The organism is Rahnella aquatilis CIP 78.65 = ATCC 33071 (genome assembly GCF_000241955.1).
Taxonomy (GTDB): Bacteria; Pseudomonadota; Gammaproteobacteria; order Enterobacterales; family Enterobacteriaceae; genus Rahnella; species Rahnella aquatilis.
Genome location: NC_016818.1, coordinates 4742608 through 4759627 on the forward strand (window position 1 = coordinate 4742608; position 17020 = coordinate 4759627).

The following is a 17020-nucleotide window of genomic DNA, read 5'->3' on the forward strand; positions in this document are numbered from 1 at the left end:
GTTACGATACGATAAGGGACAGCCATATTGTCTATCATCCACGGTCGACAAGCGGAAAAAAGTTTGAGCAAATTCAATCATTTCAGCCTGATGAGAACCCGCCTTTCCGCTCAGGACAAGGCCGTATCTGCCTTCCCATCTCCAGCCTTACTCCTTTGCGTTTCTCTGCTGTCTCTTTCTGTGAGTGTGCATGCTGACGACAACAAAGATCAGCTCAAAACCATTCAGCAAAACATTGCGGAAAAAGAGAAAAGCGTAAAACAGCAGAAACAGCAACGCGGCACGTTATTGCAGCAATTACAGGCGCAGGAAAAAACCATCGCCTCAGCCAGCAGTCAGTTACGCAGCACTCAGTCAACCCTCGCCACGTTGGGAAAAGACATTTCCGGGCTGAATGCATCCATCGAAAAATTACAAAAACAACAAAAGACGCAGGAAGTTATCCTGGCAAAGCAACTCGATGCCGCATTCCGTATCGGGCAGCATAAAGGTCTGCAATTGCTGCTGAGCAGTGAAGAGAGCGAACGCAGCGAGAGGATCCTGGCTTATTTTGGTTATCTGAATGAAGCGCGACAGAAAACCATCGAAGACCTGAAACAGACCCGAACCACGCTGGCTGAACAGCGCCAGTCTTTGCAATCTAAACAAACCCAACAAAAAAGCGTGTTGGATGAACAGCAAACCCAGCAGCAGAAACTCGAACAGGCCCGCGCTGCGCGCAAACAAACGCTGACCGCGCTGGAATCTTCATTGCAAAAAGATGAGCAGAGCCTGACCGAACTGCGTGCCAACGAATCCAGCCTGCAAAACAAAATTGCAGCCGCTGAACGTGCCGCCAAAGCACGCGCAGAAAAAGAAGCACGTGAAGCCGCAGCAGTCAGAGCAAAAGAGCAGCAGGCGAAGAAATCCGGTTCCACCTACAAACCGACCCAAAGCGAGCAATCTCTGATGGCCCGCACCGGCGGCCTGGGCAGACCATCAGGTCAAAATATGTGGCCTGTTAACGGTTCGTTGATACATCGCTTCGGCGAACAGTTGCAGGGTGAACTACGCTGGAAAGGGATTGTTATCTCAGCAAGAGAAGGCAGTGATGTCCGGGCAATTGCTGACGGACGCGTCATTCTGGCGGACTGGTTACAGGGATACGGGCTGGTTGTGGTTATCGATCACGGCAAAGGGGATATGAGTCTGTACGGTTATAACCAGGATGCGCTGGTCAGCGTGGGCGATCAGGTCAGAACCGGTCAGGCCATTGCTAAAGTTGGGAACAGCGGCGGACAAGGCCAGCCATCGCTGTATTTTGAAATTCGTCGTCAGGGCCAGGCCGTTAATCCACAGCCGTGGTTGGGAAGATAGCATTGCGATATAACAAGTCCGTTTTAGCTGCCCTTTGTGGTACTGCGTTTTTTGCTTGTCAGGTTCAGGCAGCGAAATTATCCATCCTGATTGATGACTTTGGTTATCGCCAGCATGAGGAAAACCAGGTACTTCAGATGCCAAAAGCGGTATCCGTCGCGATTTTCCCCAATGCTCCCGATTCAAAGATGATGATGAATAAGGCTCATCAGCAGGGGCGTGAAATTCTGATCCATCTGCCGATGGCACCGCTCAGCAAGCAGCCGCTGGAAAAAGATACGCTGACACCCTCCATGAGCGCCGCAGAAGTGAAACGCATTGTCGATCAGGCGATCAGCAATATCCCTTACGCGATTGGCATCAATAATCATATGGGCAGCGCCATGACCTCCAGCCTGACCGGGATGGAAAATGTCATGCAGGCGATGAATGCCCATAACCTGTTCTTCCTCGACAGCATGACCATCGGTAACACCCAGTCAGTCAACGCGGCGCAGGGCACGCGGGTGAAAGTCATTAAACGCAATGTCTTTTTAGATGATGTACAAAATGAAGCGGAAATCCGTCGTCAGTTTGAACGCGCAATACAGCTCGCGCGCAAGAATGGATATGCTATCGCGATAGGACACCCGCATCCGACGACGGTGAAAGTGCTGCAGCAAATGTTGCCGAATCTCCCTTCCGATATCGTTTTGGTCAGGCCCAGTGATCTGCTGAACGAACCCCAACGCAGCGCGTCAGCCGGTAAGGCCACGGTTACGCCAGTAAAATCATCACGTAAAGGCATCAGCGTCTGCCGCATCAGGCAACCTCTCCCGCAAATTTATGCCGACAGCATGTTCAAAATTCTGGGAGAAAGCCTGAAATCTTTACCCGCTGTGGCATTCGTGAAACGGCAGTATTACGTGATAGTAACATTTACGCAAAATCAGGAACCTCACACATTGACGGCCCCCTGATTATATTGATGGTAAGCATATATTTATTACCATCAACTAACTTATTGATATGAATGGATTTGATAGCCAAACTAAAAAGTAGAGCTTCTGGGTTTTGCCTCATATAATGGGCGCTGTATATTTTTTTGACCGGACTGAGCAAGGGCGCTAACCGATGGGACAAGATCGATCTAAAATTCTGCTGCTCGATAGTGGCAAGGAATGGGGAGGCGGGACTAACAGCATGTTAGAACTGCTGAAAAGAATCGATCGTGAAAAATTTGAAATCAGTTGCTGCTTTTACAACGACTATGCCCGGGACAACGGCGAAACTATCAGTCAGATTTTAAACTCACTGAATATACCGGTATTTTTTATTCCGCAGGTTAAGCAACCTGCCTGGGCGAAAATCGCTAAAGAAGTATTAAGAACACTGTTTTTCTTTAACAGTAATTTACGTCAGAAAGCCATTTACTCTATCGACAAAATCTGGCGTATTGATCCTAATATCCGCAAAATTCACTCCCTGCTTGAACTCGGTCAGTTTGATATTCTCTATATGAATAATCAGCCCAGCTCTAACGTCGAAGGCTATTATTCTACTGCCGGTTTACCCACAGAAATCGTACAGCATTGTCGCATTGAACCCGTGCTCAACCGGGAAGTTGTGCGCATCGTTAACCGCTTCTGCCACAGCATTATCTCTGTATCTCAGGGCGTTCAGGAACAGTTGCTCAAGCGTGGTGTACGCAAAGAGTTATGTTTTACCGTTTTTAATGGCATTGATATTCATCAGCCATTGCCTGAAGGCACAAAAATCCGGGAAGAATTAGCGGCCGATAACGATACATTTATCTTTGGCAGTATCGGTTCTCTGATTAACCGCAAAGCCCATCACTTCACATTACTGGCGCTGGACAAATTTAACCGCGCATTTCCGGAAGCGAAATGGAAAATGGTGTTTGTGGGTGAAGGCCCGAATTTACGCCGTCTCATTCAGCAAACTTCGGCTCTGAATATGATGGATAAAGTGGTATTTACAGGCTTCCAAAGCAATGCGCTGGAATATCTCTCCGCGTTTGATGCCTTTATATTAGGCTCAAAAAGTGAAGGCCTTCCGCGGGTCGTGCTGGAATCAATGCTGCTGAAAACGCCGGTGATTGGCTCGAATGTTACCGGTACAGCCGAACTGATTAAAAATGCAGAAACCGGCATGTTATTTGAGTATGGCGATGTTGAAATGCTCTTTAATCATATGAAAACACTGTATCTTAATGCCCATCTGAGGAATGAAATTGCAGAGCAGGCAAACCTCATTGTTCGCGAAAAGTTTGCAATTGAAAAATATGTATCAGGCGTTGAAACCGTTTTAAGCAGTGTGAAAAAGAAACAAGGCTGAATATGTTCAAATTTCTAAATCCCCAATATCGTCACATTCTTTCGCGCCATAATTTGCCATATGCCGATACCGTCATGTCAGGGAAACCAAAGAACAGCGTTACGTCTGTTGTGATCCCTTCTGCGGGGGCTGACTATATTGAAGAAGCTTGTCTGTGTGCAGAATTTGCCGATAAATTCGCAACCGCATTACAGGAAATCGTGATTGTTACGGATCAGGATGCCAGCCAGTTCCGCCCGTTGCCTGAGAAAGTCCGTATCGTCACGCTTAAGCCTGAAACCAAATCCGGTGATTATCGTTATAAACAAATTTATCTCAGCCGCCTGATCAAACTGATGGCACCTTTGCAGGCCAGAACTGACGGTATTTTGATGATCGATTCCGATCTTAATTTGCTTAAAATGCCGGAAATTCAGCTACATGAAAATCACATTTACTCAAGTTTCCGTCAGGGCAAGATGATTGCCAAACTGGACGGTTGTGATCCAGAAATAATCCCGGCGTATTACAAAAACAGCGTGCGCCCTTATATTGTCGATCACGTGAACGGCGCTTTCTTAGCCGCCACGCGTAAAACCTGGGAGCGTTTGTGTCCGCTGTGGATTATGTTTTTCAGAGATACCTGGAACATTCTGCCCGACAACCAGCCACCGACAGATCAGCTGCCTCTGGCGGCCATGCTGGATACGCTGGACATCAAAAGCGTCAATCTGGGGGACTGGATGAACTGGCCGGTATCGAAAAAAATTGGCGGCACACCGTCGGTTATCCCGAAAGAAGTGATCGGCGCTCATGGCGGTTTCCCGCTGACAGAATGGCAAAAGTATCTGGCTTCACCGGAGAATGAACTGTTGTTCAAAGGACAGGATTACACCCGTAAAGTGCGCTACCTGACGGATGCCGAGAAACAAACGGCCGATCCTGCGGCGTAAAAACCGCGCCCGTTAGCAGTAAAAAGCCCGCTTTTTTCAGCGGGCTTTTACATTTTCAGAGCGCCAGCTTACCAGTTAAGTATCACTTTGCCGGAATGCCCTGAGCGCATCGCATCAAACCCTTTCTGGAATTCATCAATCGGGAAATGGTGCGTAATCAGTGGCGTCAGGTCGAGACCAGACTGAATCAGGGCGGCCATTTTGTACCAGGTTTCGAACATTTCACGTCCGTAAATCCCTTTGATAAACAGCCCTTTGAAAATCACCTGATTCCAGTCGATCGCCATCTCAGTCGAGGGAATGCCCAGCATCGCAATCCGGCCACCGTGGTTCATGGCATTGAGCATGCTGCGAAATGCCGCGGGCGCACCTGACATTTCCAGCCCGACGTCAAACCCCTCAGTCATGCCCAGCTCATCCATCACATTCTGCAAGCTTTGCTGGCTGACATTCACCGCCCGCGTCACGCCCATTTTGCGCGCCAGTTCCAGACGGTATTCGTTCATATCCGTGATCACCACATGGCGGGCGCCGACGTGTTTGCAGATCGCTGCCGCCATGATGCCAATCGGCCCGGCACCGCTGATCAGAACGTCCTCGCCGACCAGGTCAAACGACAAAGCGGTATGCACAGCATTACCAAAGGGATCAAAAATGGCAGCCAGATCATCAGAAATATTGTCCGGGATTTTGAACGCATTAAAAGCTGGCAATACCAGATACTCCGCAAAAGCACCCGGACGGTTTACCCCGACGCCCTGTGCGTTGCGGCACAAATGCGTGCGTCCTCCGCGGCAATTACGACAGTGTCCGCAGGTAATATGTCCTTCGCCCGATACCCGGTCACCGATACTGAAACCTTTAACCTCTTGCCCGATACCCACCACTTCGCCGACATATTCGTGTCCGACCACCATCGGCACGGGAATGGTTTTTTGTGACCATTCGTCCCAGTTGTAGATGTGCACATCGGTTCCGCAAATGGCCGTTTTACGGATTTTGATCAGCAAATCGTTGTGCCCTAATTCGGGTACCGGCGCATCCGTCATCCAGATGCCTTCTTCTCGTTTGAGTTTTGCTAAGGCTTTCATCGACATTCCTCAGGCGATCACGCCAAGTTTTTTGCCAATACGGGTGAAGGCGTCAACGGCCTTTTCGATTTGTTCCGCGCTGTGCGCCGCCGACATTTGAGTACGGATGCGCGCCTGCCCCTGAGGCACTACCGGGTAAAAGAAACCGGTGACGTAAATCCCTTCCTGCTGCAAAAGCGACGCAAATTCCTGAGCCAGACGGGCCTCGCCGAGCATCACCGGGATAATGGCGTGATCGGCACCCGCCAGGGTGAAACCCGCGGCAGTCATTTTTTCACGGAACAATCTGGCGTTATTGAACAAACGCTCACGCAGTTCGCTGCCTTCTTCGAGCATGGAAAGCACTTTAAGAGAGGCAGAGACAATCGACGGGGCCAGGGAATTAGAGAAGAGATAAGGCCGCGAACGCTGACGCAACCAGTCGATCACTTCCTGGCGCGCAGCGGTATAACCGCCGGAAGCCCCGCCCAGCGCTTTGCCAAGCGTGCCAGTGATGATGTCCACGCGGCCCATCACATCGCAATATTCGTGCGTTCCCCGCCCTTCTGCACCGACAAAACCAACTGCATGGGAATCATCGACCATCACCAGCGCATCGAACCGTTCGGCCAGATCGCACACGCCCTTCAGGTTGGCGATCACGCCATCCATTGAAAATACGCCGTCGGTTGCCACCAGAATATGACGGGCACCGTCTTCTTTTGCCTGCTGCAAACGGGTTTCCAGCTCAGACATATCATTGTTGGCATACCGATAGCGTTTCGCTTTGCATAAGCGAACGCCGTCGATTATTGAGGCATGATTCAGCGCATCCGAAATGATGGCGTCTTCTTCACCCAGCAATGTTTCAAATAACCCACCATTGGCATCAAAACAGGAGGAATAGAGGATCGCATCGTCCATGCCGAGAAAATCAGCCAGACGGTGTTCAAGTTCTTTGTGCGTATCTTGTGTACCGCAGATAAAGCGGACCGAAGCCATGCCGAAACCGTGGCTGTCGAGACCGGCTTTCGCGGCCTGGATCAGTTCGGGGTGATTGGCCAGTCCAAGGTAGTTGTTGGCGCAAAAATTGATGACCGGATGGCCGCCAGCGACGGAAACTTCAGCCTGCTGGGGCGAGGTGAGAATGCGTTCTTCTTTAAACAGCCCTTCAACCCGGGCCTGATCCAGCTGATCTTCCAACTGGCGATAAAACGAAACAGACATACAGTATTCTCCTGAAATGACTCATTCACGGAATACCTTACTAATCTGCATATAAAATAACGATGGAAGTGCTCACAATATCTTTGTTTTGCAGCATAGTTCACGCCTTACGCTCTGAAACATAAGAATCCCTGTAATAGGACACCTTCCCAATGTGAGCTTCATAATGAAGTGTTATGATATTACCCAATATACAGGCTGTGCATGGTGCGCAGTTCTTCAAATGATTAAAGGTGAATCCCATGATAATCGTCACTGGCGGCGCTGGTTTTATCGGCAGCAATATTATTAAATCGCTCAATGATATGGGATACCGCGATATTCTGGTGGTGGATAATCTGAAAGATGGCACCAAGTTCGTCAATCTGGTGGATCTGGATATTGCGGATTATTGCGACAAAGAAGACTTTATCGCCAGCATCGTGGCCGGCGACGATCTGGGTGATATCGACGCCATTTTCCACGAAGGCGCATGCTCTTCCACCACCGAGTGGGACGGCAAGTACATGATGGACAACAACTATCAATACTCTAAAGATGTTCTGCATTATTGTTTGGATCGCAGCATTCCCTTCCTTTATGCGTCTTCCGCAGCCACCTATGGTAGCCAGAGCACCAGCTTTGTAGAAGATCGTAAATATGAGCAGCCGCTGAACGTCTATGGTTACTCTAAATTTCTGTTTGACCAGTATGTTCGCGAAATTCTACCGCACGCTGAATCTCAAATTTGTGGTTTCCGCTATTTCAACGTTTACGGACCACGTGAAGGTCATAAAGGCAGCATGGCGAGCGTAGCGTTCCATCTGAATAATCAGATCAACGCCGGGGAGAATCCAAAACTGTTCTCAGGCAGCGAAGGTTTCAAACGCGATTTTATCTATGTGGGTGATGTGGCAGCCGTGAACCTGTGGTTCTGGCAAAACGGTGTATCGGGCATTTTCAACTGCGGTACTGGCCGTTCAGAATCCTTCCAGGCGGTGGCCGATGCTGTCGTGGCGTACCACAAGTCTGGCGATATCGAATACATTCCTTTCCCGGAAAAACTCAAAGGCCGTTACCAGTCCTTCACGCAGGCCGATATGACTGCCCTGCGTAACGCGGGTTACGACAAACCGTTCAAAACGGTTGCCGAAGGTGTTACGGAATACATGAGCTGGCTTAACCGCACAGTTTAAGCCCTGCACATTGAGGAATGGATTAACGGTATGAAAATACTGGTAATTGGGCCGTCATGGGTCGGTGACATGATGATGTCACAAAGTCTTTACCGCACTCTGAAAGCTGCTCACCCCGACGCTCAGATTGACGTGATGGCGCCTGCATGGTGCCGTCCTTTACTTGATCGCATGCCGGAAGTGCATCAGGCGCTGGCAATGCCGCTGGGTCACGGTGCGCTGGAATTGGGCGAACGTCGTCGTCTGGGTATTTCATTACGCAATGAGAAATATCAGCGCGCATACGTTCTGCCTAACTCGTTTAAATCCGCGCTGGTACCTTTCTTTGCCCGTATTCCTCAGCGCACCGGCTGGCGTGGCGAAATGCGCTATGGTCTGCTCAATGATGTGCGGGTACTGGATAAACCCGCATTTCCACTGATGGTCCAGCGTTATGCCGCTCTGGGCTACGATGCCCGACAAATCAAAACTGCTGCTGATCTTCCGCAACCTATTCTGTGGCCGAAATTAGAGGTCAGCAACGCGGAAGTCACTGCGGTTAAAACCGCCTTCTCTGTGGATAATACCCGCCCGCTGATAGGTTTCTGCCCTGGCGCGGAATTTGGTCCGGCAAAACGCTGGCCTCATTATCACTACGCGGTGTTGGCTGAAAAGCTGATCAGTGAAGGCTATCAGGTGGTGCTCTTTGGCTCTGCAAAAGATAACGCTGCAGGTGAACAAATCCGCCTGGCGCTGACAGAAAACGCACAGCCTTTCTGTCTCAATCTGGCAGGCAAAACCTCCCTGGATCAGGCGGTCGTGATGATTGCCGCCTGTCATGCGGTCGTCAGTAATGATTCCGGCCTGATGCATGTTGCCGCCGCGCTGGATAAACCCCTGGTGGCACTTTACGGGCCAAGCAGCCCGGACTTCACGCCGCCACTCAGCCATCAGGCAAAAGTTATACGTCTTATCACCGGCTACCATAAAGTCCGTAAAGGCGATGCGGAAGAAGGCTATCACCAAAGTTTAATTGATATTCAACCCGGGCAGGTTTATCAGGAACTCACCCAGTTGCTGAGCGCAAGGAAGGAGCTTTAATGCGGGTTCTCATCGTCAAAACCTCGTCCATGGGCGACGTTCTGCATACCCTTCCGGCGTTAACGGATGCTATGCAGGCCATTCCCGGGATCCGCTTTGACTGGGTTGTGGAAGAAGGGTTTGCCCAGATCCCCGGCTGGCATCCTGCCGTTGATCGCGTGATACCCGTCGCCATTCGCCGCTGGCGTAAAAACTGGTTCGGTTCGGAAACCCGCCAACAACGCTGCGATTTCAAACGTGAAGTTCAGTCTCACACCTACGATGTAATCATTGATGCTCAGGGTCTGATGAAAAGCGCGGCGCTGATCACCCGCGTCGCCAAAGGCGAAAAACACGGCCAGGATTGTAAAAGTGCCCGCGAGCCCTTCGCCAGCTGGTTCTACAATCAACGCCATGAAATCGATAAAAAACAGCATGCTGTAGAACGCACCCGCGAATTATTCGCCAAGAGTCTGGGGTATCAGAAACCTGAAACTCAGGGGGATTATGCCATCGCGGCACGGTTCCTTTCGCACCTTCCGGCGGATGCGGGACAGTATCTGGTGTTTCTCCATGCCACCACCCGCGCAGATAAACACTGGCCGGAAGAACACTGGCGCGAGCTGATCAGCATGTTCGGCGGGCAAAATATCCGCATTAAACTTCCGTGGGGGGCAGACCATGAATATCAGCGTGCATTACGGCTGGCGGAAGCTTTCCCGTATGTGGAGGTATTGCCTAAGCTGAGCCTGGAAAAAGTTGCGGAGGTTTTAGCGGGTGCGAAAGCGGTCATTTCTGTTGATACCGGGCTGAGCCATCTTACAGCCGCGCTGGATCGTCCAAATATCACGCTTTACGGACCGACCGATCCGGGATTGATTGGCGGGTATGGAAAGAATCAGTTTATCCTCAAAGCCGATAACAACTCACTGGAAAACTTACCCGCAAAACGCGTCTTTGAGCGTCTGAGTGATCTTCTCGCTGCGGAAGAGGAAATAAACTGATCATGAGCTACGTGATTATTTTCATCTTACTGTGGCCGCTCAAAATGCTGATGAAGCCCTTTCATCAGGGCAAAGGACGAAATCTGGTCATACAAACCGCCAAAATTGGCGATTTCGTCAATATCACGCCTTTACTGAAGCATTTAAAAAAATCAGATGTTTTGATCAGTAAAACGGTTTTGCCTTTGGCTTCACATGATTCGACGATCGATTCTATTTATCTCATTGAAGATTACAAAAAGTCTTTAGTCAGTAAAATGGGTCTCGCCTTTCGCCTGCTCAACCGCTATGACAATGTTTATCTGCTGCAACCTAACAGCGTTAACGCCTTCTATGCCGCCTTCTGTAATGCAAAACATAAAGCCTTTCTGATTGCTTATACCCGCAAGTGGTATCACGGAATTTTTTATCAGACGGCCGATGTTGTCCGTGTGCATAAGAAATCTGATTTCACGCTGGAAAGTTACCTGAAGCTGGCAGACTCCAGCCTCAGCGCAGACAGCTATACTAAACATGCCACGCTTCCCTTGTGGATACCCGGAAAAACCTTGCCGGAGCTGGCTGAAAACAAGCAGGTCAAAATTGGTATCAGCATTTCGGCAGGCAATAAAGCTAAAACAATTCCGACAGCGGTATGGATTAAAATCCTTAATGCGCTGGCTGGGCTCCCTTGTCAGTTTTATGTTTTTGGCCCGGAGAATGAGCAGAAATACCTTGATCAGTTGCTGGAAAAACTCAGTCCCTGCGAAAACATCACTAGCCTGATCGGTAAGCTAAATTTGCATGAAGTCCCGCATGCCATTTCTCAGATGGATATGTATATCGCCTCAGACTCTGGCAATGTATATATCGCTGATGCGGTAAATATCCCGGTGGTCTGTTTAGCGGGACCCTGTGACTTAACCGAGCAGCATCCGACCTATGCGCCACTCATCCTGACGCCAGAAGATAAGAAACTCGCGCCTGAATCTTTCATTTTCTCAGCACCTTATCAATTCAGGCACAGTGCTGAAGAACTCTTTTCACTCAGTGATGCTCAACTGGAGAAAATACGTTCATTTGTGATAAGCAAAACAAGTCAGGTACAACATTATGTCTGACCATCAATACCTGAACTATCTCGAGCATAAAGAAGAGCTCGTAAACCATTTAGGGGATTCAGCCTTCCCTGTGGTTCATATCGCATTCGGAATAAATAATGCCTATGCCCGTGGTATGGGGATCACTGTCTTTTCTGTTCTGAAAAACAATCCTGACTTAGCTTTTCATATTCATATATTTGGCAGTGCGCTCGATGAAAAATCAAAATCCCGACTGCTCGAGCTGGCGGAAAATCATCCGCTGGCTATAACCTGTTACACTTTCAAAGAATCTGCTTTCACTGATTTACCGCTGATGGGACGCTATCCTCAGGCTATTTATTATCGTTTATTTACTCCCTACATCCTTTCTGACGTCACATCAAAATTACTCTACCTTGACGCGGACACATTATGTTTAGGCAGTTATAAAGAACTGAACGAGATGGATATCAGTCCCTATACGCTGGCAGCCGTCAATGATACGCAACGGGCAAGAAATAAACTTTGTTCACAGTTAAACCTGGCGAAGGGTAATTATTTTAACTCAGGCTTCTTATACATCAATATCCCTCAATGGCTTGAGAAAAATACAACGGAGCGGATCATCCGGACACTTAGCCTTCAGGGAAATGACTTTAAATTCCCTGACCAGGACGCGCTCAACATTGTTCTTGAGCATGAAGTTCTGCTGCTTCCTAAAAAGTATAATTTTGTGTGCGACATCATTTTAAATAAAGTAGGGAATAAAGTTGACATCCCGAAAGACACTATCCTGATTCATTATACGGGTAAATGTAAACCCTGGCACCTTTGGGGAATGGGAGAACTGGCCGATATTTATGATCAATATTATGCGCAATCCCCCTGGCATGCAGTGCCGCATGATGTGCCGGTTTCCTACAAAGAGATGAAACGCTATGCACAGGCGCTCTGGTATAAGGGCCGTTATCTGACCAGTTTGCGCTGGATGTCCAAGTACATGAACAAGAAGATTTTCAGGAAAAGTCATTTATGATCAACAAGCTCATTGCCGATATAAAAAAATCGTCTTTTGACGATAAGCTGGCGTCTGTATTTTTCTTATTTATTACCATTTCTATTTCTTTCTTTATGTACTCCGGTGAGGTTACTCGTAATTTCTTTTATATCGCAACCTATATCGCAATAATATACTTTATCTATCTTACCTTACGGGTCGAAAAGAAGATTCATTTCTATCCCATTGCCTGCACAATTCTGCTTTTGGGTATCAGTAAGTTACTTTGGGTTATGCTCACCGTTAACCACCAGTATCCACTTATTGCATACCATTACCAAATCAGCGGCAAACGCCTTATACTGGCATCATTTATCCTTTATGCCATTGAGCATAATATTCACAAATGGAAAATCCCCACGCTGACAGTACGCACGGGCATCTCCATCATGACACTTCTTTTTTTAATAATATCCGTCACACGGATCGCTTTTTATTTAAAGACAGGTGATCGCATTCAAATAAACTCTGATGCCCCGACATCCGGCGCCTATACATTCACTATTTTTTCCTTACTGGTCATGTACAGCCTGAAATATCATGCGTTAAAACATTACAGGTTCATTTGCCTGATTGTAATGACCATGACATTTGCCGTGCTCGCGGCAACTGAAACCCGTTCAGCGACGCTGCTCTTTATGCTTATTAGTACAGGCAGCATCATTTACGACTTTGCCAAAAGTTCTCATACTTCCAAAATGATCTACGGTTTTGGCATCGCCGCTTTGATTATTGCCACCGTCCTTTCAGGCCACCCTTATTATAACAAGGTTCTCACCCGCATCGATAATCTCCAGAATGAAGTGGCCTCTTATAATGAAGGGGAGCGCAATACTTCAGTGGGTGCACGTTTCTCGATGTGGCGTGCCGGAGTGGATGCTTTCCAACATCACCCGTTTGGTCAGTCTGCTGACAGCCGCAATGCACTGGCGACGACTTTCATCGATCAGCACGAAGGCGGCAATCCGGAAGCGTTACGTAACCTGCAATTCCATCTGCACAATGACATTATCGATACAATGTCATTACAGGGGATTTTTGGCGCATTGATTATGGTACTTTTCTTCGCTGTATTATTGCTCTATCCCTTCAGACTGGTGCCCAAAGGTTACGAGTTTTTATTGCTGTCAATTCCGGTAATTTACTTCAGTCAGGGCGATACCCAATTTTATAATCGCGAGTCGCCGTATTTTATTGTGCTGGTATTTGCCTACCTGCTGATGCTGAGAATGAGGACGCTGCCCTCTTTAGAAAAACAATGATTTTTTCCGGGCTGTGAGCCTCGCACCGGCCCGGTTGTTTGCCATCCTTATCAGTGGAAATTGTGTGATATGCCCCTTACAACGACATCCGGCAACATTAAGCTTAGCGCGATTATCCCCCTGTATAACGCAGGAGAAATGTTCCGAAACTTTATGGATTCGCTCGTCGCCCAGACGCTGGAAAACCTTGAGATCATTATCGTTAATGATGGTTCAACAGACGGTTCTGAGCGCGTTGCGCAAGAATATGCTGAAAAGTACCCGCATATTCGCGTCATTCATCAGGCTAACGGCGGTGTTTCGCGGGCGCGCAATGCAGGCCTGGATGTCGCCAAAGGTCAGTACGTTACTTTTCCGGATGCCGATGACATCCTCTATCCGGACATGTACCAAACGCTGATTGAACTGTGTGAACAAGATGATCTGGATGCCGCACAATGCAATGGTGAACGTTATTTTGTCGGCTCCGAAAAAGTTAAACCCATCATTCCCACCGATCGTTTAACATCGACTGCCGTGCTGGATGGCCCGCACTGGCTTAAAATGGCGCTGGCAACAAACCGTTATTTGCACGTTGTATGGCTCGGCGTCTACCGGCTCGAACTCATTAAAAAACATAATCTGTATTTTGAACCCGGCCTGCATCATCAGGATATTCCCTGGACAACCGAATTCATGTTCAACGCACGCCGCGTGAAATACACCCAAAAGATCCTTTATCGCTATTACATTCACGGTCAGTCAATCAGTAACCAAAAAAGAACCGGAATGAAAAACGTTGAATATCAAAGGCATTACCTGAAAATTGCCAAAATGCTTGATGAGTTAAATAAACGATATAAAGATCAGGTAAAAATCTATGCAGAGTTTCCGAGGCAGGTCACCCGTGAAGCCCTGACGGTCTGCCATTCTGTTCGCCGCGAGCCTGAGCAGGCCGCTCAGAAAGCCATGATCGACGATATTTACACCTCCGGCACACGCAGGATAATGCTGCGTAACGCACGCGGGCCTAAACAATGGTGGCAACTGTTACTGTGGCTCTATCGCCTCCATAACCTGCGTAAAAAACTCGGTTAAGGTGTTTCAGAAAGAGACGATTCCATTATATGTTTAAGTGGAATCTAACTATTTCATTAAAGAAGTTATTTATCTTTCTATATCAGGAAGATAAATAACTTCACAGCATACGATTCTTCACCTAAAATCAGTTCACTATATTCTACTATCAGATAATAGAATGCCTAATTCAGAAGCCAAATATGCAGCGTTCAGACCTCAAAGAATTCTTCTGGTGAAACTCCGTCATCACGGAGATATGGTGCTGACCACGCCGGTGATAAACAGGCTACGCGAGCATTACCCCGATGCCGAAATTGATGTGCTTCTGTATAAAGAAACCCGCCCTATTCTCAGTGAACATCCTGCCCTTTCTCATATCCATGTCATTGACAGAACGTGGAAAAAACAAGGTGTTCGCTACCAGTTACAGCAGGAATATCAGTTACTGAAAGCGGTTCGTGACCGACATTACGACCTGGTGATTAATCTGGCCGATCAATGGCGCAGTGCGCTGATTTCCCGATTCAGCGGCGCGAAAGTTCGGTTAGGATTTGACTATAAAAAACGACGTTCTGCTTTCTGGCGGGCAGGTCATACGCAGTTAGTGACGACCGAAAATCACAGCATTTTGCATACTGTCGAACAAAATATGTCGATTTTGTCACCGCTTGGCATTTCCACTGATAATGCGCTGACATCAATGCATTATTCAGAAAGTGACAAGTCGTTCTGTCAGCAATTACTTCTGAAAAACCAGGTGTCCGGCGAATATATTGTGATTCAGCCAACGTCCCGCTGGACATTCAAATGCTGGGACGATGACAAATTCGCCACTGTAATTGATGGACTCGCTGAAACCGGCCTGACGATCGTGATGACCTCCGGCCCGGATAAGAAAGAGCTGGATATGGTACGCAAAATCCAGGATCTCACGCACAATCCGCAGGTGATCTCTGTCGCCGGTCAGTTATCACTGACCCAGCTGGCAGCAATGATTGACGGTGCAAAACTCTTTATTGGGGTAGATTCTGCGCCGATGCATATGGCCGCCGCGCTTAATACACCTTGCGTCGCCTTATTCGGCCCGACGAAAATGCAGCACTGGCGTCCATGGGGCAAAAATAATACCACTCTCTGGGCGGGGGACTACGCGCCGCTACCCGCACCCGATTCGATCGATACAAAAACTCAGCAACGTTATCTGCATGCAATCCCTGTCAGTGATGTGATTGATGCCGCCAGGAGTTATCTGCATGACTAATGCCACCAGTGGGAAAAACATCCGTTTAGCGATTGTCAGACAAAAATATCGACCGGATGGCGGCGCGGAACGTTTTATCTCCCGCGCCCTGGAGGCACTGGATGACCAAAATATTGATCTGAATATTATTACCCGCCAGTGGGAAGGCAAGCCAAATCCGAAATGGAAAATTCACCTGTGCAATCCGGCAAAGTATGGCCGCGTTTCGCGTGAGAAGGGTTTTGCCGCTGCCGCTCAACAATGCTGGGAACGGGAGCATTTCGACATTGTGCAAAGCCACGAACGCATTCCGGGTTGCGATATTTTCCGGGCCGGCGACGGTGCACATCGTATCTGGCTGGAACAACGGGCGCGGGTTATTTCACCTCTTCAGCGATTTCTCACGCAAATCAGCCCCTACCACCGCTATGTCCTGCAAGCCGAAGAAGAGATGTTCCACTCCCCCGCATTGAAAAAAATTATCTGCAATTCTGAGATGGTAAAACGCGACATCATCCGCTGTTACGGTGTTGATGAGAGCCGTTTTGACGTGATCTATAACGCCATTGATTCCCAAAAATTCGTCCCGGCGACCATTGCACAGCGCCTCGCTTCACGTGAAAAGCTTTCCATTCCAGCGCAAGCCGTGGCACTGATTTATGTAGGTTCAGGTTTTGAACGCAAAGGGCTGAAGCCTGCCATTGAGGCTATTGCCCGCAGCGATCGCTACCTTATTGTTGTCGGACAAGATAAAGACCAGAAAAAATATGAGTCGCTGGCTCATCAATCAGGATGCGCAGACCGGATACGCTTTGCCGGGGTACAAAACAACGTACTGCCTTATTACCACGCGGCCGATGGCATGATCCTGCCGACATTATACGACCCGTTCCCGAACGTTATTCTTGAAGCGATGGCCTGCGGATTGCCTGTTATCACCAGCGAAACCTGCGGTGGCGCAGAATTTATTATGCAGGGGCGCGAAGGCTTTGTTTGTGATGCGCTGGATGTGGTAAGACTGAGCGAATACGTGAATAAAATTCCTTCCCGTCAGGAAAATGACGAGATGGGAAATGCGGCAAGAGAACGGATTTTACCTTACACCCCAAAAAACCTTTCACAACAGTTAGTTGCTCTTTATCACTCGTTACTGGTCTGAGGACGCAGGCGCTGACATGATG

General features: G+C 48.5%; 15 protein-coding genes. 13 read left to right on the forward strand and 2 right to left on the reverse strand.

Annotation, left to right across the window (positions count from 1 at the left end; translation table 11 throughout):
- Nucleotides 1-90: 90 nt before the first annotated feature.
- The 4 genes from envC (at nt 91) to RAHAQ2_RS21470 (ending at nt 4625) form a co-directional block, all read left to right on the forward strand.
- Complete coding sequence (gene envC / locus RAHAQ2_RS21455; protein ID WP_015699205.1) at nt 91-1356, forward strand: murein hydrolase activator EnvC; 1266 nt, start codon at nt 91-93, stop codon at nt 1354-1356.
- Between the two features lie 2 nt (nt 1357-1358).
- Nucleotides 1359-2315 carry a divergent polysaccharide deacetylase family protein gene (locus RAHAQ2_RS21460; protein WP_015699206.1) on the forward strand — a complete coding sequence of 319 codons (957 nt, stop codon included), beginning with the start codon at nt 1359-1361 and terminating at the stop codon, nt 2313-2315.
- Between the two features lie 154 nt (nt 2316-2469).
- Nucleotides 2470-3693: a glycosyltransferase gene (locus tag RAHAQ2_RS21465; protein ID WP_015699207.1), complete on the forward strand. Its 1224-nt coding sequence runs from the start codon at nt 2470-2472 to the stop codon at nt 3691-3693.
- 2 nt (nt 3694-3695) lie between these two features.
- Nucleotides 3696-4625, forward strand: coding sequence for a hypothetical protein (locus RAHAQ2_RS21470; RefSeq protein WP_015699208.1), 930 nt, complete (start codon nt 3696-3698; stop codon nt 4623-4625).
- A 68-nt stretch (nt 4626-4693) separates the two neighbouring features.
- On the opposite strand, the gene tdh is transcribed toward RAHAQ2_RS21470, so the two are convergent.
- Together tdh and kbl are read right to left on the reverse strand one after the other, a co-directional pair.
- Nucleotides 4694-5716, reverse strand: a complete 1023-nt coding sequence (gene tdh, locus RAHAQ2_RS21475; RefSeq protein ID WP_015699209.1) for an L-threonine 3-dehydrogenase — start codon at nt 5714-5716, stop codon at nt 4694-4696.
- Between the two features lie 9 nt (nt 5717-5725).
- Nucleotides 5726-6922, reverse strand: a complete 1197-nt coding sequence (gene kbl / locus RAHAQ2_RS21480) for a glycine C-acetyltransferase (RefSeq protein WP_015699210.1) — start codon at nt 6920-6922, stop codon at nt 5726-5728.
- 242 nt (nt 6923-7164) lie between these two features.
- Between kbl and rfaD the strand changes: the two genes are divergently transcribed.
- From rfaD to RAHAQ2_RS21525, 9 genes are all read left to right on the forward strand, one after another.
- Entirely contained in the window at nt 7165-8097 is a 933-nt protein-coding gene (rfaD, locus tag RAHAQ2_RS21485; protein WP_015699211.1) for an ADP-glyceromanno-heptose 6-epimerase, read from the forward strand.
- Between the two features lie 30 nt (nt 8098-8127).
- Nucleotides 8128-9177, forward strand: coding sequence for an ADP-heptose--LPS heptosyltransferase RfaF (rfaF, locus tag RAHAQ2_RS21490; RefSeq protein WP_015699212.1), 1050 nt, complete (start codon nt 8128-8130; stop codon nt 9175-9177).
- The gene (rfaC, locus tag RAHAQ2_RS21495) at nt 9177-10160 is read left to right on the forward strand and encodes a lipopolysaccharide heptosyltransferase RfaC (protein ID WP_015699213.1); all 984 of its coding nucleotides are present in this window, start codon (nt 9177-9179) and stop codon (nt 10158-10160) included. Before rfaF ends, rfaC begins: the two co-directional genes overlap by 1 nt.
- 2 nt (nt 10161-10162) lie before the next feature.
- On the forward strand, nt 10163-11260 hold the full coding sequence (locus RAHAQ2_RS21500; protein WP_015699214.1) for a glycosyltransferase family 9 protein: 1098 nt from the start codon (nt 10163-10165) through the stop codon (nt 11258-11260).
- Complete coding sequence (locus tag RAHAQ2_RS21505; RefSeq protein WP_015699215.1) at nt 11253-12257, forward strand: glycosyltransferase family 8 protein; 1005 nt, start codon at nt 11253-11255, stop codon at nt 12255-12257. Before RAHAQ2_RS21500 ends, RAHAQ2_RS21505 begins: the two co-directional genes overlap by 8 nt.
- Entirely contained in the window at nt 12254-13540 is a 1287-nt protein-coding gene (locus tag RAHAQ2_RS21510) for an O-antigen ligase family protein (protein WP_015699216.1), read from the forward strand. Before RAHAQ2_RS21505 ends, RAHAQ2_RS21510 begins: the two co-directional genes overlap by 4 nt.
- Before the next feature lie 69 nt (nt 13541-13609).
- Nucleotides 13610-14617, forward strand: coding sequence for a glycosyltransferase (locus tag RAHAQ2_RS21515; RefSeq protein WP_015699217.1), 1008 nt, complete (start codon nt 13610-13612; stop codon nt 14615-14617).
- Nucleotides 14618-14777: 160 nt separating this feature from the next.
- Entirely contained in the window at nt 14778-15860 is a 1083-nt protein-coding gene (gene rfaQ, locus RAHAQ2_RS21520; RefSeq protein ID WP_015699218.1) for a putative lipopolysaccharide heptosyltransferase III, read from the forward strand.
- The gene (locus RAHAQ2_RS21525) at nt 15853-16998 is read left to right on the forward strand and encodes a glycosyltransferase family 4 protein (protein WP_015699219.1); all 1146 of its coding nucleotides are present in this window, start codon (nt 15853-15855) and stop codon (nt 16996-16998) included. The genes rfaQ and RAHAQ2_RS21525 overlap by 8 nt, the downstream gene beginning before the upstream one ends.
- Nucleotides 16999-17020 lie beyond the last annotated feature (22 nt).